General features: G+C 60.9%; 19 protein-coding genes and 1 pseudogene. 9 read left to right on the forward strand and 11 right to left on the reverse strand.

The features are described 5' to 3' along the window. Positions 1-80 precede the first annotated feature (80 nt). From RC54_RS22945 to RC54_RS22960, 4 genes are read right to left on the reverse strand one after another with little or no spacing between them, the layout of a single operon-like run. On the reverse strand, positions 81-1,436 hold the full coding sequence (locus tag RC54_RS22945) for an ATP-binding protein (protein ID WP_061789387.1): 1,356 nt from the start codon (positions 1,434-1,436) through the stop codon (positions 81-83). Continuing rightward, entirely contained in the window at positions 1,433-2,089 is a 657-nt protein-coding gene (locus RC54_RS22950) for a response regulator (RefSeq protein ID WP_017449855.1), read from the reverse strand. Before RC54_RS22950 ends, RC54_RS22945 begins: the two co-directional genes overlap by 4 nt. Positions 2,090-2,110: 21 nt before the next feature. Continuing rightward, positions 2,111-2,305 carry a DUF2905 domain-containing protein gene (locus RC54_RS22955; protein WP_017449856.1) on the reverse strand — a complete coding sequence of 65 codons (195 nt, stop codon included), beginning with the start codon at positions 2,303-2,305 and terminating at the stop codon, positions 2,111-2,113. 10 nt (positions 2,306-2,315) lie between these two features. Continuing rightward, the gene (locus RC54_RS22960) at positions 2,316-3,476 is read right to left on the reverse strand and encodes a class I SAM-dependent methyltransferase (RefSeq protein ID WP_061789386.1); all 1,161 of its coding nucleotides are present in this window, start codon (positions 3,474-3,476) and stop codon (positions 2,316-2,318) included. A 36-nt stretch (positions 3,477-3,512) separates the two neighbouring features. Here RC54_RS22960 and RC54_RS22965 point away from each other — a divergent pair, with 36 nt between their 5' ends. From RC54_RS22965 to RC54_RS22980, 4 genes are all read left to right on the forward strand, one after another. After that, on the forward strand, positions 3,513-4,280 hold the full coding sequence (locus RC54_RS22965) for an SDR family oxidoreductase (protein ID WP_061789385.1): 768 nt from the start codon (positions 3,513-3,515) through the stop codon (positions 4,278-4,280). 17 nt (positions 4,281-4,297) lie between these two features. Beyond that, a complete protein-coding gene (locus RC54_RS22970) occupies positions 4,298-4,687 on the forward strand; it encodes a dihydroneopterin aldolase (RefSeq protein WP_008333021.1) in 390 nt (129 codons plus the stop codon). Positions 4,688-4,813: 126 nt separating this feature from the next. Beyond that, positions 4,814-5,107 (forward strand): type II toxin-antitoxin system HigB family toxin, encoded by a 294-nt coding sequence (locus RC54_RS22975; protein ID WP_017449860.1) that lies wholly within the window; start codon positions 4,814-4,816, stop codon positions 5,105-5,107. A gap of 11 nt (positions 5,108-5,118) precedes the next feature. Beyond that, entirely contained in the window at positions 5,119-5,511 is a 393-nt protein-coding gene (locus RC54_RS22980) for a helix-turn-helix domain-containing protein (protein WP_017449861.1), read from the forward strand. 75 nt (positions 5,512-5,586) lie between these two features. Here the strand turns inward: RC54_RS22980 and RC54_RS22985 are convergent, their stop codons facing one another. After that, entirely contained in the window at positions 5,587-6,219 is a 633-nt protein-coding gene (locus tag RC54_RS22985; protein WP_058897081.1) for a YitT family protein, read from the reverse strand. Continuing rightward, entirely contained in the window at positions 6,212-7,402 is a 1,191-nt protein-coding gene (locus tag RC54_RS22990) for an amino acid aminotransferase (protein WP_061789384.1), read from the reverse strand. Before RC54_RS22990 ends, RC54_RS22985 begins: the two co-directional genes overlap by 8 nt. 325 nt (positions 7,403-7,727) lie before the next feature. On the opposite strand from RC54_RS22990, the gene ttcA reads away from it, so the two are divergent. Then, a complete protein-coding gene (gene ttcA / locus RC54_RS22995) occupies positions 7,728-8,684 on the forward strand; it encodes a tRNA 2-thiocytidine(32) synthetase TtcA (RefSeq protein WP_123020492.1) in 957 nt (318 codons plus the stop codon). A gap of 436 nt (positions 8,685-9,120) precedes the next feature. Next, a complete protein-coding gene (gene rfbG, locus RC54_RS23000) occupies positions 9,121-10,197 on the forward strand; it encodes a CDP-glucose 4,6-dehydratase (protein ID WP_174526088.1) in 1,077 nt (358 codons plus the stop codon). Between the two features lie 54 nt (positions 10,198-10,251). Here rfbG and RC54_RS23005 read toward each other — a convergent pair whose 3' ends face one another. Then, positions 10,252-11,301: a glycosyltransferase family 4 protein gene (locus RC54_RS23005; RefSeq protein ID WP_058897084.1), complete on the reverse strand. Its 1,050-nt coding sequence runs from the start codon at positions 11,299-11,301 to the stop codon at positions 10,252-10,254. 224 nt (positions 11,302-11,525) lie between these two features. Here RC54_RS23005 and glmU point away from each other — a divergent pair, with 224 nt between their 5' ends. Next, a complete protein-coding gene (glmU, locus tag RC54_RS23010; RefSeq protein WP_061789383.1) occupies positions 11,526-12,884 on the forward strand; it encodes a bifunctional UDP-N-acetylglucosamine diphosphorylase/glucosamine-1-phosphate N-acetyltransferase GlmU in 1,359 nt (452 codons plus the stop codon). Between the two features lie 185 nt (positions 12,885-13,069). Here glmU and RC54_RS23015 read toward each other — a convergent pair whose 3' ends face one another. Both RC54_RS23015 and RC54_RS23020 read right to left on the reverse strand, forming a co-directional pair. Then, positions 13,070-14,536 (reverse strand): IS1182 family transposase, encoded by a 1,467-nt coding sequence (locus RC54_RS23015; RefSeq protein ID WP_244216356.1) that lies wholly within the window; start codon positions 14,534-14,536, stop codon positions 13,070-13,072. A gap of 84 nt (positions 14,537-14,620) precedes the next feature. Beyond that, positions 14,621-15,109, reverse strand: a complete 489-nt coding sequence (locus RC54_RS23020) for an Lrp/AsnC family transcriptional regulator (RefSeq protein ID WP_058897086.1) — start codon at positions 15,107-15,109, stop codon at positions 14,621-14,623. A gap of 199 nt (positions 15,110-15,308) precedes the next feature. Between RC54_RS23020 and glmS the strand changes: the two genes are divergently transcribed. Together glmS and RC54_RS26025 are read left to right on the forward strand one after the other, a co-directional pair. Continuing rightward, positions 15,309-17,126 (forward strand): glutamine--fructose-6-phosphate transaminase (isomerizing), encoded by a 1,818-nt coding sequence (glmS, locus tag RC54_RS23025; RefSeq protein WP_061788484.1) that lies wholly within the window; start codon positions 15,309-15,311, stop codon positions 17,124-17,126. Positions 17,127-17,347: 221 nt separating this feature from the next. Beyond that, a complete protein-coding gene (locus tag RC54_RS26025) occupies positions 17,348-18,691 on the forward strand; it encodes a TniQ family protein (protein WP_164471235.1) in 1,344 nt (447 codons plus the stop codon). On the opposite strand, the pseudogene RC54_RS23035 reads toward RC54_RS26025, so the two are convergent. Further along, positions 18,662-19,288, reverse strand: a pseudogene (locus RC54_RS23035) (MFS transporter); the annotation flags it as partial. The gene RC54_RS26025 and the pseudogene RC54_RS23035 sit on opposite strands and share 30 nt — an antisense overlap. A gap of 202 nt (positions 19,289-19,490) precedes the next feature. Further along, positions 19,491-20,942 carry an aldehyde dehydrogenase gene (locus RC54_RS23040; protein ID WP_061788485.1) on the reverse strand — a complete coding sequence of 484 codons (1,452 nt, stop codon included), beginning with the start codon at positions 20,940-20,942 and terminating at the stop codon, positions 19,491-19,493. Positions 20,943-20,982: the final 40 nt, after the last annotated feature.

Consider the following 20,982-nt stretch of genomic DNA (forward strand, 5'->3'; position numbering starts at 1 on the left):
GGCCTCAACCGTTGGAGTGAAGATTAAGCAGTGAAAATTAAGACAAACTTAAGGCAAAAAAAAGAAGCACTTAGCCAGGATTAATCCCGTCCAGACTGGCGTGAGGCGGCCAGCAAGGGGAATTCCACCCTGGCCTGCAAGCCATGACCGGTATTGCGCAAGCCCACCGGCACCCGATGCAGGTCGGCGATCTGGCGCACGATGGCCAGCCCCAGGCCGCTGCCGAAGGCGGCGCGCGAGCCGCCCTGGTCGTGCCCACGCTGGGCCCGATAGAAGCGGTCGAACACCCGCGGCAACTCGCTCTCGGCAATGCCCGGCCCACTGTCCTGGATTACCACCGTGCAAGCACCGGGTGTGGATAAATCGAATCCCACATCGACCACGCCGCCTGCCGGCGTATAGCGCAAAGCATTGTCCACCAGGTTGTTGAAGAGGATGCGCAGGGCATCGGCATTGCCCTGCACGCGCAGCGGGCGACCATCGTCGCCCTGGTCCGACAGACCCAGATCGATACTTCCATGCTCGGCCACCGAGGACAGATCGCCGACCACGCTGCCCAGCAGCGCACGCAGATCGACCTCGGCAAAGTTCATGGCATCGGGTTCCTGACGGGCCAGCGTGAGCAGTTGGTGCACCAGGTGAGTGGCGCGTTCCAGCCCGCTCTTGAGATCGGCAAAGGCGGCTCGGCGCTCGACTTCATCGGTGGCGCGTTCGGCCAGTTGCGCCTGCAACCGCAATGCAGTGAGCGGCGTACGCAATTCATGCGCAGCATCGGCCACGAAGGCGCGCTGGGTTTCGGTGGAATGCTTCAGGCGCGCCAGCAGGTCATTCAAGGCGTGGGTAAGGGGCTGGATTTCCTGCGGCATTCCCACATCCGACAGGGGTTGCAGCGAATTCATGTCACGCGCGGCCACTTCGGCGGCGGCCTTGCGCACCGGCGCCAGGCCACGGCTGACGGCCACCCAGGACAGCACGCCGATCAGGGGGAACAGCAGCAGCAAAGGCACCACCGTCTTGACCGCCATCTGCGCCGCAATTTCATCGCGCGCGCTTTGCGGCTGCGCCACCTGCACCACGGTACTGCCGATCTGGGCGCTGTAGACGCGCCACATGCCATTGGGGCCACTCACATTGGCAAAGCCCAGTTCAGCCTGGCGCGGCATGGCGCCGCGCGCGTGCGAGTGATAGATGACCGCACCGCGGCTATCCCAGATCTGCATCATGATCTCGTCTTCCAGTTCCGGGAATTGCTGCCCCGGCGAGATCGGCGAGAAAGCCTGGCGTGGCAATGAAGCCGCGATCTGGCGCATCTGGTAATCGAAGATCTGGTTGGCCTCGCCACGTGCCTGGAAGTACAGCGCCACACCGGCCAGCACGATGATGGAAAACAAGCCCAGGCCCAGCCACAACAGCAGCTTGTTGCGGATCGATTTCATGCCGGCACCAGGTAACCGACGCCGCGCACGTTCTTGATGAAGTCGCTGCCGACCTTCTTGCGCAGGGCATGGATGTGGACTTCGACGGCATTGCTCTCGATGCTGTCATCCCAACCGTAGAGTTTTTCCTCCAGTTGCGCGCGCGAGAGCACTACCCCAGGTCGATCCATGAAGGCCTGCAGCAAGGCGAACTCGCGCGCCGACAGGTTGACCGGATTGCCGCCCACGGTGACCTCATGGGTGGCCGGATTCAACACCACCTCGCGCACCTGCACCAGGCTTTCCGCACGCCCGGCCTGGCGCCGCGAGAGGGCACGCATCCGGGCCGAGAGTTCCTCCAGGTCGAACGGCTTGATGAGGTAATCGTCAGCCCCCGCATCCAGCCCGGCCACGCGATCTGCCACCGCATCGCGGGCAGTGGTGATGAGCACCGGGATGGTGTTGCCGCGTTCGCGCAAGGTGCGCAACACCGCCAGTCCATCCTTCTGCGGTAGGCCCAGGTCCAGCAGCAGCATGGCATAGTCCTCGGTGCGCAAGGCCACGTCGGCCGACTTGCCATCCTGCACCCAATCGATGGTAAAGCCATCCTGGCGCAAACCCTTGCGCACCGCTTCACCCACCATGGGATCGTCTTCTACCAGCAATACGCGCATGTCACAGGCTCCTAGTGGGACTCAGAGAATCTTCGCCAGCAGGAACACCACCACCGAGATCAGGATGGTCGAGGCGAAGGGCAGCGAAAAGATGCGGCCGAACAGGCGGAAGCGCAAGTCTCCCGGCAGGCGACCGATGCCCAGCTTTTCCAGCCAGGGCAGCAGCGTCGAGAACACGATGACGGCCAGGAAGATGACGATGATCCAGCGTATCAAGGGCGTCTCCTCAGAGCCTGTGGGTGCGGTCGTGGCGCAGCATCCGGGCTGGCCATTGGACATGCTTGCCGATGGCCAGCACCTTGAAGAGCTCGCCCATCTCAGCCGGAGAAATCAGTTTCTGCATCCCGTTGGCCAGCGGCAGGTAACGTGCGCTGTCCTCGGGCGAGGTGCGCAGAAGCAGCTCGCCGATACCAGCATTGAGCAGGAAGGCGCCCTGGCTGGTATAGGCCAGCACCTCGGCGCCCTGCTCCACCGCGGCCACGGCCATGGCCGTGAAATCGACGTGGGCGGTGATGTCCTGCAACCCCGGCCAGTAGAAGGGATCGGTATGGGCGTGATGACGGTAGTGGCACATCAGCGTGCCCTGGTCGCGGTCGTACAGATAGTATTCCGCAGCGGGGAATCCGTAATCTGGAAGGATCGCCAGCGCCCCCGGCCCATTGGCCACCATGCGACCCAGCGTGCGCATGAAACCGATGGCCACCGGCGATAGTTCGGTGAGATAGCCCGACGGCAAGTCCTCGGCATCGGGAATCTGCGCCAGTGGCAGCCCGGCCACGGCGCGATCCTCGAAACGCAGCTGCCCTGCGCCATCCAGCGCCACGCCGCGTTCCAGCCAGCCCTCGGCGGCCTTCACGGCCAAGCGCACCGGCATGGCGTCCAGCACTTCATTGCCCACCACCACGCCGGAAAAAGTTTCCGGCAAAGCATCGAGCCACTGCACTTTCGGTGCGAAGGCCACCAGGGTTTCCTGTTGCCGCGCGCGCAGTTGCGCCGAGATTTCCACGATGAAATAAGTCTCGGGCAAGGCATCGCGCGCCTGCAATTCGGTGAGGATGTCATGCGCCAACTTGCCGGTGCCGGCGCCAAACTCCAGCAATACGTTGGCCACCTGGGGACTGGCGGCGATCACTTCGGCCGCCAGATGGGCCAGCGTGGCGCCATACAAGGGCGAGATTTCCGGCGCGGTTGTAAAATCCCCCTCTTTGCCCAGTTTGGCCGAACCGCCGCTGTAGTAGCCCACTTGCGGCGCATACAGGGCCAGTTCCATGTAACGTTCGAAGGAGATCCAGCCGCCGGCCGCGGCGATCTCGCCGGCGATCAGGTGCTGGAGGGTCTGCGAGGCGGCCTGTGCGTCCTCGCCTGGTTCGGGTAGTTGCAGTTGCATGGGCCGTATTGTATTGGAGTATTGGAAACCAGGAATATGACATCACCCTCTTCTGCAGGCGTTGCGCTGGTCACCGGCGCGGCACGCCGTATCGGTCGTCACATCGCACTGGCCCTGGCGCAAGCGGGCTGGGACGTGGCGGTCCACTACAACCGCTCGCGCCAGGAGGCCGAAGAGCTGGTACGCGAGATCGCAGCCCTGGGCCGGCGCGCCCTGGCGGTGCAGGGCGAGCTGGGCGATCAAGCTCAGGTACGTGCGCTGCTGCCGCAAGCCGCGCCGCTGGGACGCATTTCCTGCGTGGTCAACAACGCTTCGCTGTTCGATTACGATGACGCCGCCAGCTTCGGCAACGACCGCCTGCTGCGCCACATGAGCGCCAATGTTGGCGCCCCGGTGCTGCTGGCGCAGGCCCTCTTCGAGATCACGCCGGCAGGTGAGCAAGCGGTGGTAGTGAACCTGCTGGACCAGAAACTGTACAATCCCAATCCCGACTTCCTGTCCTACACCCTTTCCAAGGCTGCCCTGCACAGTGCCACCACCCTGCTGGCGCAGGCATTGGCGCCCAAGGTGCGGGTGGTGGGCGTGGCGCCCGGGCTGACCATGGTCTCGGGCGACCAGACCGAGGAACAGTTCGGCAAAGCCCACACTGTCACGCCTCTGGGCCGTGGCAGTACGCCCGAGGACATCGCCGCTGCGGTCTGCTACGTCGCTTCGGCGCGAGCCGTGACGGGCACCACCCTGCTGGTCGATGGCGGCCAGCATTTGCTTCCCCTTTCGCGCGACGTCATGTTCGTGGCGAAATAACCTTTACTCTTTTGATCATGCTCTTCCTGTCCCATCCTTCCCTGCAAGATTGCCGCCGCCTGTTCCTGCGCAACTACGAGGTGTTCATCAACATCGGCGTGCACGAATTCGAAAAGAAGGGTGAGCAGCGCATCCTGATCAACGTCGATCTTTACGTCCCGCTGGCCGAGACCACGCCCACCGCCGACCACCTGGACGAAGTGGTGGACTACGACTTCATCCGCTCCACCATCGCCGAACGCATGGCCCGCGGCCACATCCATCTGCAGGAAACCCTGTGCGACGACGTGATGACGGCCATGCTGGCCCACCCCAAGGTGCGCGCGGTGCGGGTGTCGACCGAGAAGCCGGATGTGTACCCAGATTGTGATTCGGTGGGGGTGGAGACTTTCCGGATCAAGGCTTGATCTCCATTCGACAGATCACTCTGCCCGACTGGCCCCGCTTCATGCGGGGCTTTCTTTTTTCGAGATCTGGCCGAAGTTTTCCCCTTCCATCCTGCTACCAAGGTGGTAGCATGTTACGGTGTGTTGATGCGCATCATTGCCCTCTCCACACTACGGACTTTCTGGACCGCCCATCCTGCCGCGGAGACTCCCCTGCGTGCCTGGCACGCGCTGGCCAGCCGGGTGAACTGGAAAACGCCGGCCGATATCAAGGCGGCCTATCGCAATGCCAGTTTCATCAGAAACAACCGTGTGGTGTTCAACATCAAAGGCAACGACTACCGGCTGGTGGTCGCCGTGCGCTACGACAAGGAATTGATCTACATCCGCTTCGTCGGCACGCATCGCCAATACGACGCCATCGATGTGGAAACGATTTGAAGGAAGTTCATATGCAACTCAAACTGATACGCACCCGCAAGGATTACCGCGCCGCACTGGCCGAAGCAGAAAGACTGTGGGATGCCCCTGCCCGCTCGGAGCAAGCCGATCAACTGGATGTACTCACCCTGCTGATCGCGCACTACGAGCGCGCACACTTTGCCATCGATGATCCTGACCCCATCGACTTCCTGCTGCACGTGATGCAAGCGCGCGGCATGACGCGCAAAGACCTGGAACCCTATCTGGGCCCACGTAGCCGCGTCTCCGACATCCTCAATCGGGTGCGTCCGCTGACCCTCGACATGATCCGCAAGCTCAGTGCAGGCCTGAATCTACCTGCTGACCTGCTGATCCAGCCCTATCCCGTGAGAACGGCCAGCAGCGAACTTCTGAGCGCCTGAAGCCCCCAAGAAAAATGCCGTTCAGTCTGCACCGAACGGCATTCATTTCTCCAAGACGCCCCAGCGTCTCTCCTGCTACATCCCCATATACCTTCCGGCCCGGTGATTCAAGGCAATCACCAGATTGGCCGTCACTGCCCCCAGGATCGAGGCCAGCAACACGCGCGGCGTCACCACGAACAGCGAACACAGCACGATCACCACATCCACGCCCATCTGCAGCTTGCCGGCGCGCAGGCCGTAGCGGTCCTGCAGGAACAGCGTGACCACGTTGATGCCGCCCAGGCTGGCGCCGTGACGGAACAGCATCACAAAGCCTACTCCCATCAGCAAGCCGCCCAGCACGGCGCTGTAGAACAGGTCCAGCTTGGCATAGCCGATGAAATGCGGATGCATCAGCGAAAAGCCCGATACCAACGCCACCGCGCAGAAGGTCTTGCCGGTGAAGCGCAAGCCCATGCGGCGAAAGGCGAAGTAGTAGAACGGGATGTTGATGGTGAAAAACACCACGCCAAACGGCAGGCCGGTGAGGTAATGCGTCAGGAAGGCCAGACCGGCGGTGCTGCCGGTCAATAGCCCCACCTGGCTATACATGTTCACCGCCAGCGAGACGAAGAGCGTGCCGGCCACCAGGGCCAGCACGTCTTCATAGCTCTTGTGGCGCAGGTCGGCCACGGAAACGGCGGCCTTGCTTGCCACTTCAGCCACGCAGTACCTCGGCCATGGTTTCGGCCACGCGTGCGACGTTGCTGTCGTTGAGGCCGGCCACGCAGATGCGACCGGTGCCCACGGCATAGACGCCGAACTCTTCACGCAGACGATCCACCTGGGCCGAGGACAGGCCGGTGTAGCCGAACATGCCGTTCTGACGCAGCAGGAAGGAGAAGTCTTGGTCCGGCACCGCGCTCTTCAATTGCGAGGCCAGCTTGACGCGCATGTCGCGCACCCGCACGCGCATCTCTTCGACTTCGGCGCGCCATTGCGTGGCCAGCTTGTCGTCGCCCAGCACATGCGCCACCAGCAATGCGCCATTGCGGGCCGGGCTGGAATAGTTGCGACGCACGGTCAGCTTCAACTGGCCCAGTACGTTGGCGGCCTGGCCCGACTGCGGGCAGAACACCGACAAGGCACCGATGCGCTCGCTGTAGAGCGAGAAGATCTTGGAGAAGGAATTGGAGAGGAAGAACGGGATCTGGCGACGCACCGCTTCACGCACCGGCCAGATATCTTCATCCAGGCTTTCGGCAAAGCCCTGGTAGGCCAAGTCGAAGAAGGGCAACAGGCCGCGCTTTTCGACCACGGCGATGATCTCTTCCCACTGCGCGCGGGTCGGATCGACCCCGGTCGGGTTGTGGCAGCACGGGTGCAGCAACACTACTGCGCCCTTGGACAGGGAGTCGAGCTTGGCCAGCATGGCCGGGAAGTCCAGGCCCTTGGTCTGGGCATCGTAGTAAGGATAACGCTCGGTCTTGAAGCCAGCGCCTTCGAAGATGCCGACGTGGTTGTCCCAGGTCGGATCCGGCAGCCAGATGGTGGGTTGCGGGAAGAAGCGCGCGATCAGGTCGGCGCCCACCTTCAAGGCCCCCGAACCACCCAGGGTCTGGACGATGGCCAGGTGCTCGGTCGACGGCAGATCGGCGCCGAAGAGCAGCTTGGCCACCGCCTGGCGATAGGCGGCATGGCCTTCCATGGGCAGGTAGACATAGGGCGCGCCGGCTTCGGCCACTGCCGCCGCGGCTGTGCGCACCGTGGGCAATACCGGCACCACGCCCCGACCATCGGTGTAGATGCCGATGCTCAGGTTGACCTTGTTGCTGCGCTCATCGCGCTGGAATTGTTCCATCAGGCTCAGGATGGGATCGCCGGCATACGGCGGGAGATGCGAAAACATGTGGACCTCTTAGGATGGAGAAACGCCGCTGCCGGCGCAGTCGCGCTTTGCCGGCAAAACCGCCATGGTAGCGCGGCGCGAGGAAAAATTCCTGTTCTGTGCGCACGCACGCGGATTTTACGGGGGATTGAAGAGCCATACCATGAGGCGTCGATGCCACGCTGACAGGCCGTCAGCCCACGCGAAAATGGCGGGAACCGGCGCTGCATGAGAAAATGCCGCTCCTCCGCCCGCACGCAGCCTCCCGTCCATCAACTATTTTTTGTTGATGCACGGCAATATTGCTGATCCGGCAGCAACAGCATACCGATTGAAGGAATTCCCCATGAACGACATTGCGGCCACAGTGCAACTGTCCGACCTCGCCGAACTCGACGACCTGCCCACCCAGGGCGAGAGCGGCCAACCCGAAGTGAGCGCCCGCGGTTCGCGCCGCTTCGATATCCTGGAAAAAGGCATCCGCCGCCTGACCGGCCGCGCCATCGCCGACTTCGACATGATCCGCGACGGCGACGTCATCATGGCCTGCATGTCGGGCGGCGCCGACAGCTACACCATGCTCGACACCCTGCGCTACCTGCAGACGGTGGCGCCGGTGAAGTTCGAGATCATCGCCGTGAACCTCGACCAGAAGCAGCCGGGCTTCCCCGAGCACATCCTGCCGGAGTATTTCGAGCGCATCGGGGTGCGCTATCGCATCGTCGAGGAAGACACCTACAGCATCGTCAAGGAAAAGATCGCCCCCGGCAAGACCACCTGCTCGCTGTGCTCGCGCCTGCGGCGCGGCATCCTGTACCGGGTGGCCAAGGAACTGGGTGCCACCAAGATCGCCCTGGGTCACCATCGCGACGACATCCTGCATACCTTCATGCTCAACATGTTCTACGGCGGCAAGATCAAGACCATGCCGCCCAAGCTGATCGCCGACGATGGCCAGAACGTGGTGATCCGCCCGTTGGCCTACGTGCGCGAACCCGACATCAAGAAGTACGCGGCGGCCATGCAATTCCCCATCATCCCCTGCAACCTGTGCGGCTCGCAGCCCAACCTGCAGCGTCAGGCCATGCGCGAAATGCTCAACCAATGGGAAAAGACCAATCCCCTGTGGATCAAGAGCATGTTCACCGCCATGGCCAACATCGCGCCCTCGCACATGCTGGACCGCAGCCTGTTCGACTTCAGCAGCTTCAAGCCGGGTGCCGGCAAGGAAGCCACCGGCGACACCCTGTTCGACCGGGATGACAAGCTGGACCAGGGTCAGTCGGTAATCAACCTGCTCTGATTCCCGAAACCGGATGCCATATTCTCGCCAGTTCAAAAAACTAAGTCTGGCGAGACACATCGTTTCACCTCAGCAGTCCGAAAGCCCGCTTACAGCGGGGCTTTCGCGGCCCTGGATAGTCTTCAAACACTGATGCAAAAGTAAATTTTTGTTGTCATACGGCTATAGTCTGGGATTGGGCATCAAATACCCTCCTCTTCCACGCTTGAAGGCGAAAACACGCATGTTCTAATCTGTCCCATCGCAGTGAAGCGCCGCGAGGCCACACCGCCAGGAAAGAAAAAACATAACCATGCAGTCGTGGTTTCGCAGGGAAGCGTGATCCCGACAGGAACATCAATCAGTTGGGCCGCCTGGTAACGCCATGTGAGTCAATGATCGACTTCGCGCCTCTGCCCCCGAACGACTCTCTGCCATACGTGTATGAGGCTGCCTGATGGCTAACTTTTGGCGCGACAAGCGCGTTTTCATCACCGGTCATACCGGCTTCAAGGGGAGCTGGCTGACCCTGTGGCTGCACCTGATGGGTGCCAGGGTGAGCGGCTACGCCTTGCCGGCTCCGACCAATCCCAGCCTGTTCCACCTGGCACGGCTGCACAACTGCGTGCAGACCACCACGGGCGACGTGCGCGATCCGCGCCACCTGGCCGAAACGCTGGCGGCAGTGCAACCGGACATCGTGTTCCACCTGGCGGCCCAGCCGTTGGTGCGCGACTCCTATGCCACGCCCGTGGATACCTACGCCACCAACGTGATGGGCACCGTACACCTGCTCGAAGCCGTGCGTCATACGCCCAGCGTGCGTTCGGTCGTGGTGGTGACCAGCGACAAATGCTATGAAAACCGCGAGTGGCTGTGGGGCTATCGGGAAGATGACCCGATGGGCGGGCACGACCCCTACAGCAGCAGCAAGGGCGCCGCCGAACTGGTGACCTCGGCCTATCGCCGCTCCTTCTTCGCCAACCAACCGGACAACCAGGTGGGCATTGCCAGCGTGCGCGCCGGTAATGTGATCGGCGGGGGCGACTTCGCCGCTGACCGTCTCATCCCCGACTTCATCCGTGCCCTCGAAAAAGAGGAGCCGGTGGTGATCCGCAATCCGCACGCGGTCCGTCCCTGGCAATTCGTCCTGGAGCCGCTGTCAGGCTATCTGCAGATCGCGCAACTGCTCTATGAACAGGGCGGCGCCTATGCCGAAGGCTGGAACTTCGGGCCGGCCGATACCGACCTGCAGACCGTGAGCCAGCTATGCGCCACCTTCAACCACTCCTTGCAGAAGAACGATGTGGGGCAAGTGGAAGTACGCCTGGAAGGCCAGGCCCGCGGCCCGCACGAAGCGGCACTGCTGCGCCTGGATATCTCCAAGGTCCGCCAGCGCCTGGACTGGATTCCAAAGATGGAGCTCTACACCGCCCTGGAACTGACCGCGCAATGGTATGCAGGCTACCTGAACAACGAGGATCTGCGCGCGCTCTCGGAAAACCAGATCGCGTTCTACCAGAGCCTGAACTGAAGCCGCCCACTGCATTGCCGCCCGGCGCATACGCACACGGGCGGTCTGCAGCGCTCAATAGCCCATCTTGCGGATCTCGGCCATGGTCTGGGTACGCAGCACCAGGCGTTCGAACTCCTCTGACCACTCTCGCGTGAGATTTTTCAACAGCAGACTCTTGCCGGCACGGGTCACGCGGCGGCGCACGTCTTCGTTGTGCAGCACCATCTGCAGGTTCGAGGCCAGCAGCTCGATATTGCCCACCGGGTGCATCAGGGCATTGACCCCATTCTTCAGGCCGATGTGGCGATAGGTCTCCAGGTCCGACAGGCAGACCGGCACATCCAGCTCGAAGGCTTCCCAGATCGTCAGCGGCTGTGATTCGCTGGAACTGGCCAGCACATAGGCATCGGCCGAGGCCAGGTAACGCAGGACTTCCTCATTGGGCAGCTCGCCCAGGAAGCGATAGCGCTCCGGCAGCGCCTCGGAGAGCTTGCGCGCACCCTCGCCCAGTTGCAGGTACTTGCCGATGAACAGGCATTCGGTGTTGGCACGCTGCTCGGCGCTCATGGCGTTGACGGCCATGATGGTATCTTCCATGCGCTTGCGCGGCTCGATGGTGCCGATGCAGACAATACGTTTCTTGTCCTTGGGCTTGGCCTGCAGATCCTGCTGGCGATAGATGGCGTCATTCCAGAACGGCAGCACATGCACCATGGCCGGGCTGTCGAACAGGAAGCTGCCATAGACCAGGCGCTGGAATTCGGTCTGGAACACGATGTGCGAAGCGCTCTTGAAACCCTGTGCCATCTGCGGATAACGCAGCAGCAGATCGCGCCCGATCTCGGCCTCGTGGACCCACCAGATCACCGGGCAGCGCGCCCCCAGCTCGCCCACCAGCGAACCCGAGAGAATACAGTTGGAGATCACCACATCGGTCCCCGCAGGCAGATCCCTGACGATGGGAATGCCCATCGCCTCGAATTGCTTGCGCACCTCGCCCTGACCATCGATACGCGGCAGCACCGACACCTCATGGTTCTGCACCAGACGTTCGGCCAGGCGCAGCATCGCGATGCTGGCGCCGGTGGTATAGAACTCATCGTTCAACAGAAGAATCTTCATGCACTTTCCAAGCGGGTTGGGCCACAGCCGCAGCAGTGGTTGTCATGGGACAAAGTCCCGGTAGCTTCTCATGGTAAAGGCCGGCGCCGCGCATAAAAACCGGATTACAGCGGCAAAGGCCCTTCAGCTTCATATTTTGGCAGCGAGAGCAGGCGAGCAGACAAATCGGGAGATGCGCCATGCTAGACTTTTGTTCTTTGGCTGATCCATTCCTTCATCACCTCATGAACATCGTCATCCTCGCTGCCGGCATGGGCAAACGTATGCAATCCTCGCTGCCCAAGGTCTTGCACCCCCTGGCCGGCAAGCCCCTGCTGGGCCACGTCATCGATACCGCGCGCGAACTCGCCCCCACGCAACTGTGCGTGATCTATGGCCATGGTGGTGATGCCGTGCCCAAGGCCTTCGCCGGCCAGGGTCTGTCCTTCGCCCTGCAGGAACCGCAACTGGGCACCGGCCACGCCGTCATGCAAGCCCTGCCGCACCTGGACGATGCGGCGCCCACCCTGGTGCTGTACGGCGACGTGCCCCTGACCAGCGCGAGTTCGCTGCAACGCCTGCTGGTGGCCGCCGGCCAGGACAAGCTGGGCGTGCTCACCGTGACCCTGGACAACCCCACCGGCTATGGTCGCATCGTGCGCGAAGACGGGCGGATCAAGCGCATCGTCGAACAGAAGGACGCCAGCCAGGCCGAGCTGGCCATCGACGAAGTCAACACCGGCATCATCGTGGCCCCCACCGCGCGCCTGCGCCAATGGCTGGCCAAGCTCTCCAACCACAATGCCCAGGGCGAGTACTACCTCACCGATGTGATCGCCGCAGCAGTCGCCGATGGCGTGGAAGTGGTCTCGGCCCAGCCCGACGATGTGGCCGAAACCCTGGGCGTGAACAGCAAGGTGCAACTGGCCGAGCTGGAACGCGTCCACCAGCGCAACATCGCCCATCGCCTGCTGGAAGCCGGCGTCACCCTGGCCGACCCGGCCCGCATCGACGTGCGCGGCAGCCTGGAATGCGCACGCGACGTCAGCATCGACGTCAACTGCGTCTTCGAAGGCCAGGTCAGCATCGGCGAAGGCAGCACCATCGGCGCCCATTGCGTCATCCGCAATGCCCGCATCGCTGCCGGCGTGGAGATCAAGCCCTTCACCCACATCGACGACGCGGTGGTCGGTGCCGGCGGCAAGATCGGCCCCTACGCGCGTCTGCGCCCCGGCACCGAACTGGCGCAGGACGTCCACATCGGCAACTTCGTCGAGGTCAAGAACAGCATCGTCGGCGTGGGCAGCAAGGCCAACCACCTGGCCTATGTGGGGGATGCGGATGTGGGCAGCGGCGTCAACGTCGGCGCGGGCGTGATCACCTGCAACTACGATGGCGCCAACAAATTCCGCACCATCATCGAGGATGAGGTCTTCATCGGCAGCGACAGCCAACTGGTAGCCCCGGTGCGCGTGGGCAAGGGCGCCACCATCGGCGCCGGTACCACGCTGACCAAGGATGCACCGGCGGGCCAGTTGACACTCTCGCGGGCCAAGCAATTGTCGCTACCGGGGTGGCAACGGCCGGTCAAGATCAAGAAGTAGGTATGGGGATTTCCCCTGTGGACAACTTAAGTCCTTGGAGGGGTGGTTCTGAGGTGATATGAAGTAAAAAGCACCTACTACCGCTACCAATCGACTTACCCACAGACATGAGCGGCCGATATATGAATATATCGGCCGTCAGGTTGATGACGAACCCCGTGTTTTCGAACACGGGGTTTTGTTTTTCAGGCGCAGGTAATTTGCAGATGGTCGATGGCGCAGAAGCCAAGCAAGGCGCGCATTTTTCGCTGTAGCCACTTTTGTACGCTGGCAGAGGCGCTCAAACCGTGTAAAAGCGCGCGCAAGCGCGCCACCAACAGGGCAATCTTCTTCATGTTCTGGGCCGCCGCCGCCAACAAGCACTGCTCGGCGACCTTGCGCAATCCCCGCATACGGGCATAACGATGTCCGTGCAATTGCTTGGCGTCGGCGAAGCTGCGTTCTACCGTTTCCTTGCGTCGGGCATAGATGCGCTTGCCCCATTCGGTACGACGCCGATCATCCACCTTCTCCTTGGAACGCTCCCACACATGGCGCGTCACCACCTTGACCGCATTGGCGCTATTGGTGCATTGCTCGCGTACCTTGCAGCCTCGGCATTGCTCAGGGTTGGATTTGTATTCCCGATACCCGAGTCGATTGGTCGTGCTGTAGCGCAAGGGTTGACCCTGCGGGCAGATGTATTCGTCACGGTAGGCATCGTACTCATACGCCCGTTTAAAGAATGTCCCCGGCTTGTGGTTGGGTGTGCGGTAGCCCATCACGCCGCTGATCTCGCGATTCTCCAGTCCCTGGCAGACGGCCGGTGTGAAGTAGCCCGCATCCAGGCCAACGGCCTGTACATCAAATCCGAACGTCTGGCGCTGACGATCCAGGCGTGCCAGATAAGGCTGACTGTCATGGACTGAGGCGGGCGTGACATGGGTATCGGTAATGATGGAATGCTTGGCATCGACGGTGCGGTGATCCAGGTAGAAGAAGCCCTTGGGCTTGTCGTCGCGCACCATGTAGCCGCTCTCGGGATCGGTGCGACTGACCTTGATCTCTTTGGTGGGCGGCTCATCATCGTCGTCACGCTTGAGCGGTTTCTTGCCATGCTCGGCACGGTCGATATCCACAGCGGCATCCAGTTCGGCCAGATAGGCCGAGGGGGTCTGGGTAACTTGAACGTAGTCGAACTTGTTCTTGTTGGCGTTGGCCTTGAGGTGGGTGCTGTCGCTGTAGAGCACACGGCCATCGACCATGCCGCGTCCAATGGCCTGGCGCACGATCTCGTCGAAGATCTCTTGATAGACGGTGGTATCAATGAAGCGGCGGCGCCGGTTCTGGGAGAAGGTGGATGAGTCCGGTACCTTGTCGGTCAGACGGAATCCGGCAAACCAGCGATAGGCCACATTGACCTGGACCTCGCGGATGAGCTGGCGCTCGCTGCGGATACCGAAGAGGTAACCGATGAACAAGAGCTTGAAGAGTACCACCGGGTCCAGTGCCGGGCGGCCATTGTCGGCGCAATACAGATGCGCCACCTTCTCTCGGATGAACTCGAAATCCACCGCCGCGTCGATCTTGCGCAGCAGGTGGTCCTTGGGCACGAGCATCTCGATGGTCACCATCTCTAACTCGTGCTGGGCGGCTGTCGGTTTTTTGAGCATGACCGATTAAACAACAAAGCCTTGGCTTTCGCCAAGGCTTTGTCATCAATCTGGCGGCCGATATATGAATATATCGGCCGTTTTTCATGAGGCTTCGTCGGTGTCGAGAAGGATCGCGGTCTCGAACTTGCTGCGATGGATGGAAAAATAGCTGCGCACATTGCGCACATTGCGCTGGGAAGCAAAGAGCCGATGCGCCAACGCATGATAGGCCGGCATATCCCGCACCAGCACCACCAGCACGAAATCCGGCCCTGGCGAGACGCGATAGCACTGCTGCACCGCCGCCTCCCCGGCCACCAGCGCCTCGAAGTGCTGCTGCTCTTCTTCCCCTTGCCGATCCAGCGTGATCTCGACAATCGCCGTCAAGGTCGACGCCAACTGTGCCGCATCCAGCAAGGCCACCTGGCGCGCGATCACGCCCGCCTCCACCAGCCGCTTGACCCGCCGCAGACAGGTCGGCGGCGAAGCATGGACCTGTGCGGCCAGTTCCTGGTTGGTCTGACTGGCATCGGTCTGCAAGGCTTGCAGGATGCGACGATCGAGGTCGTCCAGTGCGATGGAAGGTTTCATGGGTAGCAAGGGGGAGGTGGCAGCGCTTGAATCTGCTCAAGCAGCATTGTCATTAAAAATCAAATATCTTCATATTATTAAATTTTATTTCACAATCTATCATATAAGTAATAATAGTTCATAAGTACATATTTTTAGAAATCATATTTCACATCGCCTCCCCTAATATGCTCACACATCTTTTCCAGTGAGGCATTCCATGTGCGGCATCGTCGGCGCAGTAGCGCAACAAAACGTCACCCCCATCCTGCTCGAAGGCCTCAAGCGCCTTGAATACCGCGGCTACGATTCCTGCGGCGTAGCGCTGCACGTGGATGGCAAATTGCAGCGCTCGCGCAGCACCTCGCGCGTAGCCGACCTGCAGCAACAGGTGGCGCAGACCGGTCTGTCCGGTTTCACCGGCATTGCCCACACCCGCTGGGCCACGCATGGCGCCCCGGCCACCCACAACGCGCACCCGCACTTCTCGCGCGAACGCATCGCCTTAGTCCACAACGGCATCATCGAGAACCACGACGAACTGCGTGCCGAACTGCAAGCGGCCGGCTACGTCTTCGAAAGCCAGACCGACACCGAAGTGATCGCCCACCTGATCGACCACATGTATGACGGCGACCTCTTCCACACCGTACAGCAAGCCGTGCGCCACCTCACCGGCGCCTACGCCATCGCCGTCTTCTGCGCCGATGAACCGCACCGCGTGGTGGCCGCACGCCAGGGTTCGCCGCTGATCGTGGGCGTGGGCGAAGGCCAGAACTTCGTCGCCTCCGACGCCATGGCCCTGGCCGGCACCACCGACCAGATCATCTATCTGGAAGAAGGCGACGTGGTCGACCTGCAGATACAGAAAGTTTGGATCGTCGACGCCGCCGGCAAGCCCGCCGTGCGTGAGGTGCGCACCGTACAGGCCTACACCAGCGCCGTCGAACTGGGCCCCTACCAGCACTACATGCAAAAGGAAATCTTCGAGCAGCCGCGCGCCATTGCCGACACCCTGGAAGGCGTGGTCGGCATCATGCCCGAGCTCTTCGGCGACAAGGCCTACAAGGTCTTCAAGGGAATCGACTCGATCCTGATCCTGGCCTGCGGCACCAGCTACTACGCCGGCCTAACGGCCAAGTACTGGCTCGAATCGATTGCCCGCATCCCGGTCAACGTCGAGATCGCCAGCGAATACCGTTACCGCGACAGCGTCCCCAATCCCAAGTCGCTGGTGGTCACCATCTCGCAAAGCGGCGAGACTGCCGACACCCTGGCCGCCCTCAAGCACGCCCGTAGCTTGGGCATGTTGCACACGCTGACCATCTGCAACGTCGCCACCAGCGCCATGGTGCGCGAATGCGAACTGGCCTACATCACCCGCGCTGGAGTGGAAGTGGGCGTGGCCTCGACCAAGGCCTTCACGACCCAGTTGACCGCCCTCTTCCTGCTCACGCTGGTTCTGGCGCAGAGCCGCGGCCTGCTGACCGAAGAACAGGAAGCCGAACACCTCAAGGCCATGCGCCACCTGCCGGCGGCGCTACAAGGCGTGCTGGCGCTGGAGCCTTCCATCGTAGCCTGGGCCGAAGCCTTTGCCCGACGCGAGAATGCGCTGTTCCTGGGCCGCGGCCTGCACTACCCGATCGCACTGGAGGGTGCGCTCAAGCTCAAGGAAATCACCTACATCCACGCCGAAGCCTATGCCGCAGGCGAACTCAAGCACGGCCCGCTGGCGCTGGTGACCGAGCAGATGCCGGTGGTCACCATCGCGCCCAATGACGCGCTGGTGGAAAAGCTCAAGTCCAACATGCAGGAAGTGCGTGCGCGTGGTGGCCAGTTGTATGTGTTTGCCGATGGCGATTCACGCATCACCTCGGCAGAGGGCGTGCATGTGATCCGGATGCCGGAACACTATGGCGCGCTGTCACCGATCCTGCATGTGGTGCCGTTGCAGTTGCTGTCTTATCACACGGCATTGGCGCGGGGGACGGATGTGGATAAGCCGCGTAATTTGGCTAAGTCGGTGACGGTGGAGTGAGGGATGGGGAGGGGTGGTTGATGATCATGTTATGACTAAAATTACGGCTTAAATTGAGCCGTAATTTTCAATTGTTACTATAAAAATACATTACGGCTTCTAATTACAATTAGAGCCCGTTGCACTCTTTATATTAACGGCCAAATGCTTTAGACCACGGCCGCCCCGTAATACATGCTCAGCTAAAACCTCAGCTGAGTATCTATCATGTCGATACCCAGTTGAAGAGACCCGTTTATTTACCGTATTACCCTGCCGTTTACCCTGGCGAAATTTGTGGCTCCTGGCTTTCACGCATCAAATTCCACAACACACTAGGCATATGGAATTCCGTACTTGCTAGTCTCGGCATCTTTCAGGAACTGCGGTTTCGAGTTTTTGACTTACATCAGCCACCCGTTGCGCTTAGCTTAGTACTTCACTATTTGGGGACGACATTGCACGACGCGATGGCGAGCATGTCTACGGTGCCATATAGCCGGACGTTTGACGCAGCGACGCCTAGCCGGCGCCATCATCTCCCGAGATTCTGCTCCCTATGTATCGCAGATGACATCGAGTCACACGGAGAGCCCTACTGGCATACCGAGCATCAATTACCCAACGTATTGGTCTGCCGTCTACATGCAGTTCTCCTACGTGACAGATGTCCCGCCTGTGACAAAATCCTAGCCACCAAAAATAAGTTTCTAGTCGAGCCCCTTACTCATAACTGCATATGTGGAGCTGATCTTCGTGCATTGCCGCGGCGGAAGATATCGACGACTCATAAGCTCTACGCACTCTCAGAGATCAGCTATCACGCGCTTAGCGAAAAGGGCGGCTCCTTAGATCTGCGCCAAATCATCGCATTTCTTCTGAAGAAAACCAAATCTGCGCAGGGACTTCATCAACTACTCCAACACGTTTGGGGGCGACATCCCGAAGTAGAAATATTCTGGAGCACAGACCATGCACTGACTAACATGCGCGCCTCCGATATTGCCGCCGCATTAGTAGCTCTAGGCCTCAAATACGATGAGGCAATTGGAAAAATTACCTCGCCCGCAACACATGGATACCTCACCCAGGGCGAAAAGAGGCGAAACAAGATGCCCGCCACTCTGGACGACGCCAAAAGGTCTATGTGTGATTTCTCAGAACGCTTCCCGGGGAAACGCTTAGCAATGAATAAGGTTGCGTACGAATACTTGCTCATTCACGATCTTGATTGGCTTAACCGAGTCTTTCCATCAGAGCGACCACGGCGCTTGCCCTCGATTCATTCTGATCGCCAATCAATCCACTCAACGATACAGCGCTGCGCAGAGTCTGGAAAACCGCACTTCATTACGACCTATCCCGAACACATTAGAGCGCAAATCCGTGATTCTGCTTGGCTTGATGCCTACCGAGCTAAGGCTAAAAAGAAAAGTGGCCCCAAAGATGAAACGTATGAAGAAAAGTCTCAAAGCAGGGTGAGCGAACTTATCGAAGCTATCCGCCTGTCTGAAACTCTTTCTACGCGCCCGAGAAAGATAACTACACGTACCTTATCGTGGCGACTCTGGAATGCAGAACCATAACAGTAGCGAAAATGCCACCGGCAGCATGCCACCCAGCAAGAAGAGGCCACGCCAGCCATAGTGGGGCAGCACCAGGTTGGCGAAGAGACCGGCCAACATTCCTCCCAGGGGAACGCAGACGATGGTCGCGGTGACGGCAAAGGTTCGTATCCGGGCCGGACTGAATTCTGCCGTAATCGTGGTAGAGACAGGCAGGGCACCGCCGATTCCGAGGCCGGCGAAAAAGCGCAGGATTGCAATCGTGGTGATATCCGGAGAAAGCGAGATCAGGCTGGTAGCGATCCCGAACACGAAGACACTGCCAATGATGGCCAGGCGGCGACCGAAGCGATCTGCGAACAAGCCGGCAAAGGCGCTTCCCAAGCCCATGCCGACCAGGCCCGCGGCCACAGCCGGAGCAAACGCATTGCGTGTGACGCCCCACTCCTTGATCAGGCTGGGAATGGCAAAGCCAATCAGCTGCCCGTCGAATCCGTCCATGACGATCGACAGCGCTGCCAGGATGACCACCATCTTCTGGAAGCCGGTAAACGTCCCTTCATCCAGCACGCGCCCGATGTCGACGACCTTTGCTTGATCGATCCCGTAGGTGCTCATGTGCGCTCCCGGATCGTGTCTTCGATGATGGCCGGGGCGAACGCATTGATGCGGATTGGATCGTGCTTGTGATGCAGGTGCCAGGATGTCATTTTCATGGCTGTCTCCTTGGTTGTATCGCACGGGTCCGGTCATTGCCGGCCCGCATTGGCGATTGTTTTTATAGCGGGACGGCGTACCGCCCCGCGTGCAGCGAACTCCCTCAGAACGGGTACTGGCGCTGCGAGGTTTGAACCGTGATCCAACGCAGATCAGTGAATTCCGCCACCCCGGCGCTACCGCCAAAATGACCGAAGCCACTGGACTTCACTCCGCCGAAGGGCATATGCGCCTCGTCATGCACGGTCGCTCCGTTGATGTGGCAGATCCCGGACTCGATACGGCGTACCAGGTTCAGTGCGCGGGCGATATCACGGCTGAACAGTGCGGCCGAAAGACCATATTCATTGTCGTTGGCACATGCAATGGCGGCATCGTCATCCTTGACCCGCACGATGGGCTTGACCGGGCCGAAAGACTCCTCGTGATAGATGTCCATCTGCGCTGTGACATGGTCCAGCAGGGTCGCTGGCATGAGCGTGCTCTCGGCCTTGCCGCCGCACACCAGGCGTGCGCCCTTGGCAAGGGCATCATCGATCAACGCGTTACAACGCTGCACGGTTGCCAGGTCGACGACCGAACCCAGTACCACCGGCCCTTGGCGTGGATCACCCAGCGGCAGGCTACGAGCTTTGGCCACCAGGCGTGCCACGAAGTCATCCGCCACACGTTCGTCAACGATAATGCGCTCGGTGGACATGCAGATCTGCCCTGAATTGGCGAAGGCGCCGAAGGCCGCTGCCTGCACCGCAGCCTCGATGTCTGCATCGTGCAGGACGATGAAAGGTGCCTTGCCCCCCAGCTCCAGCACCGAAGGCTTGAGGTACTTGGCGCATTGGCCTGCGATGATGCGGCCTACACGGGTCGAGCCGGTGAAATTGACACGTCGCACTGCCGGATCGGCGATGATGGCTTCAACAATTTTTCCTGCATCTTCCGGCGCATTGGTGATGAAGTTCACCACGCCGGGTGGCAATCCGGCATCCTGAAATGCGTCAATGATGAGGCCATGCGTGGCCGGGCAGATTTCAGAGCCCTTGAAGATCACGGTATTGCCGCAGGCCAGCGGAAGTGCGACGGCACGCACGCCCAGGATGACAGGTGCATTCCAGGGTGCGATGCCCAACACGACGCCAGCGGCCTGGCGAACACCCATGGCGAGGTTGCCTGGGACATCGGAGGGAATGAGCTGCCCCGCGATCTGGGTCGTCATCGCTGCGGCTTCGCGCAGGCCGTCGGCGGCCAGATGCACGTTGAAAGCCGCCCAGTGATGAGACGCACCAGTCTCGGATGCCATGGCCTCCGCAAAGGCGTCTGCGCGGGCTTGCAGCGCATCAGCCGCACGGGTAAGCAGGCTGCGGCGTTCTCCGGGGCCCATCGCTGCCCAGGCAGGGAAAGCCTCAGCAGCAGCGCGAACGGCCGACTGTGCATCCGCGACGGTCGCCGCCGGTGCTCGCGAGGCAACGCTCTCATCGAGCGGATTGCGCCGCTCAAAGCAAGCACCGCCAGTGGCTGAACGGCGCTGGCCGTTGATCAGCATGTCAACTTCTTTCATAGTCTCCTCCTGTTGTTTCTAGCTTCTATCTCGCTGCCAG

The organism is Herbaspirillum rubrisubalbicans, assembly GCF_003719195.1.
Taxonomy (GTDB): domain Bacteria; phylum Pseudomonadota; class Gammaproteobacteria; order Burkholderiales; family Burkholderiaceae_D; genus Herbaspirillum; species Herbaspirillum rubrisubalbicans.

What these genes read in the sequence shown, in the direction of transcription:
- RC54_RS22945 (WP_061789387.1), bottom strand. Translation starts at nt 1,436, where the DNA reads ATGAAATCGATCCGCAACAAGCTGCTGTTGTGGCTGGGCCTGGGCTTG.
- RC54_RS22950 (WP_017449855.1), bottom strand. Translation starts at nt 2,089, where the DNA reads ATGCGCGTATTGCTGGTAGAAGACGATCCCATGGTGGGTGAAGCGGTG.
- RC54_RS22960 (WP_061789386.1), bottom strand. Translation starts at nt 3,476, where the DNA reads ATGCAACTGCAACTACCCGAACCAGGCGAGGACGCACAGGCCGCCTCG.
- RC54_RS22965 (WP_061789385.1), top strand. Translation starts at nt 3,513, where the DNA reads ATGACATCACCCTCTTCTGCAGGCGTTGCGCTGGTCACCGGCGCGGCA.
- RC54_RS22970 (WP_008333021.1), top strand. Translation starts at nt 4,298, where the DNA reads ATGCTCTTCCTGTCCCATCCTTCCCTGCAAGATTGCCGCCGCCTGTTC.
- RC54_RS22975 (WP_017449860.1), top strand. Translation starts at nt 4,814, where the DNA reads ATGCGCATCATTGCCCTCTCCACACTACGGACTTTCTGGACCGCCCAT.
- RC54_RS22980 (WP_017449861.1), top strand. Translation starts at nt 5,119, where the DNA reads ATGCAACTCAAACTGATACGCACCCGCAAGGATTACCGCGCCGCACTG.
- RC54_RS22990 (WP_061789384.1), bottom strand. Translation starts at nt 7,402, where the DNA reads ATGTTTTCGCATCTCCCGCCGTATGCCGGCGATCCCATCCTGAGCCTG.
- ttcA (WP_123020492.1), top strand. Translation starts at nt 7,728, where the DNA reads ATGAACGACATTGCGGCCACAGTGCAACTGTCCGACCTCGCCGAACTC.
- rfbG (WP_174526088.1), top strand. Translation starts at nt 9,121, where the DNA reads ATGGCTAACTTTTGGCGCGACAAGCGCGTTTTCATCACCGGTCATACC.
- RC54_RS23005 (WP_058897084.1), bottom strand. Translation starts at nt 11,301, where the DNA reads ATGAAGATTCTTCTGTTGAACGATGAGTTCTATACCACCGGCGCCAGC.
- glmU (WP_061789383.1), top strand. Translation starts at nt 11,526, where the DNA reads ATGAACATCGTCATCCTCGCTGCCGGCATGGGCAAACGTATGCAATCC.
- RC54_RS23015 (WP_244216356.1), bottom strand. Translation starts at nt 14,536, where the DNA reads ATGCTCAAAAAACCGACAGCCGCCCAGCACGAGTTAGAGATGGTGACC.
- RC54_RS23020 (WP_058897086.1), bottom strand. Translation starts at nt 15,109, where the DNA reads ATGAAACCTTCCATCGCACTGGACGACCTCGATCGTCGCATCCTGCAA.
- glmS (WP_061788484.1), top strand. Translation starts at nt 15,309, where the DNA reads ATGTGCGGCATCGTCGGCGCAGTAGCGCAACAAAACGTCACCCCCATC.
- RC54_RS23040 (WP_061788485.1), bottom strand. Translation starts at nt 20,942, where the DNA reads ATGAAAGAAGTTGACATGCTGATCAACGGCCAGCGCCGTTCAGCCACT.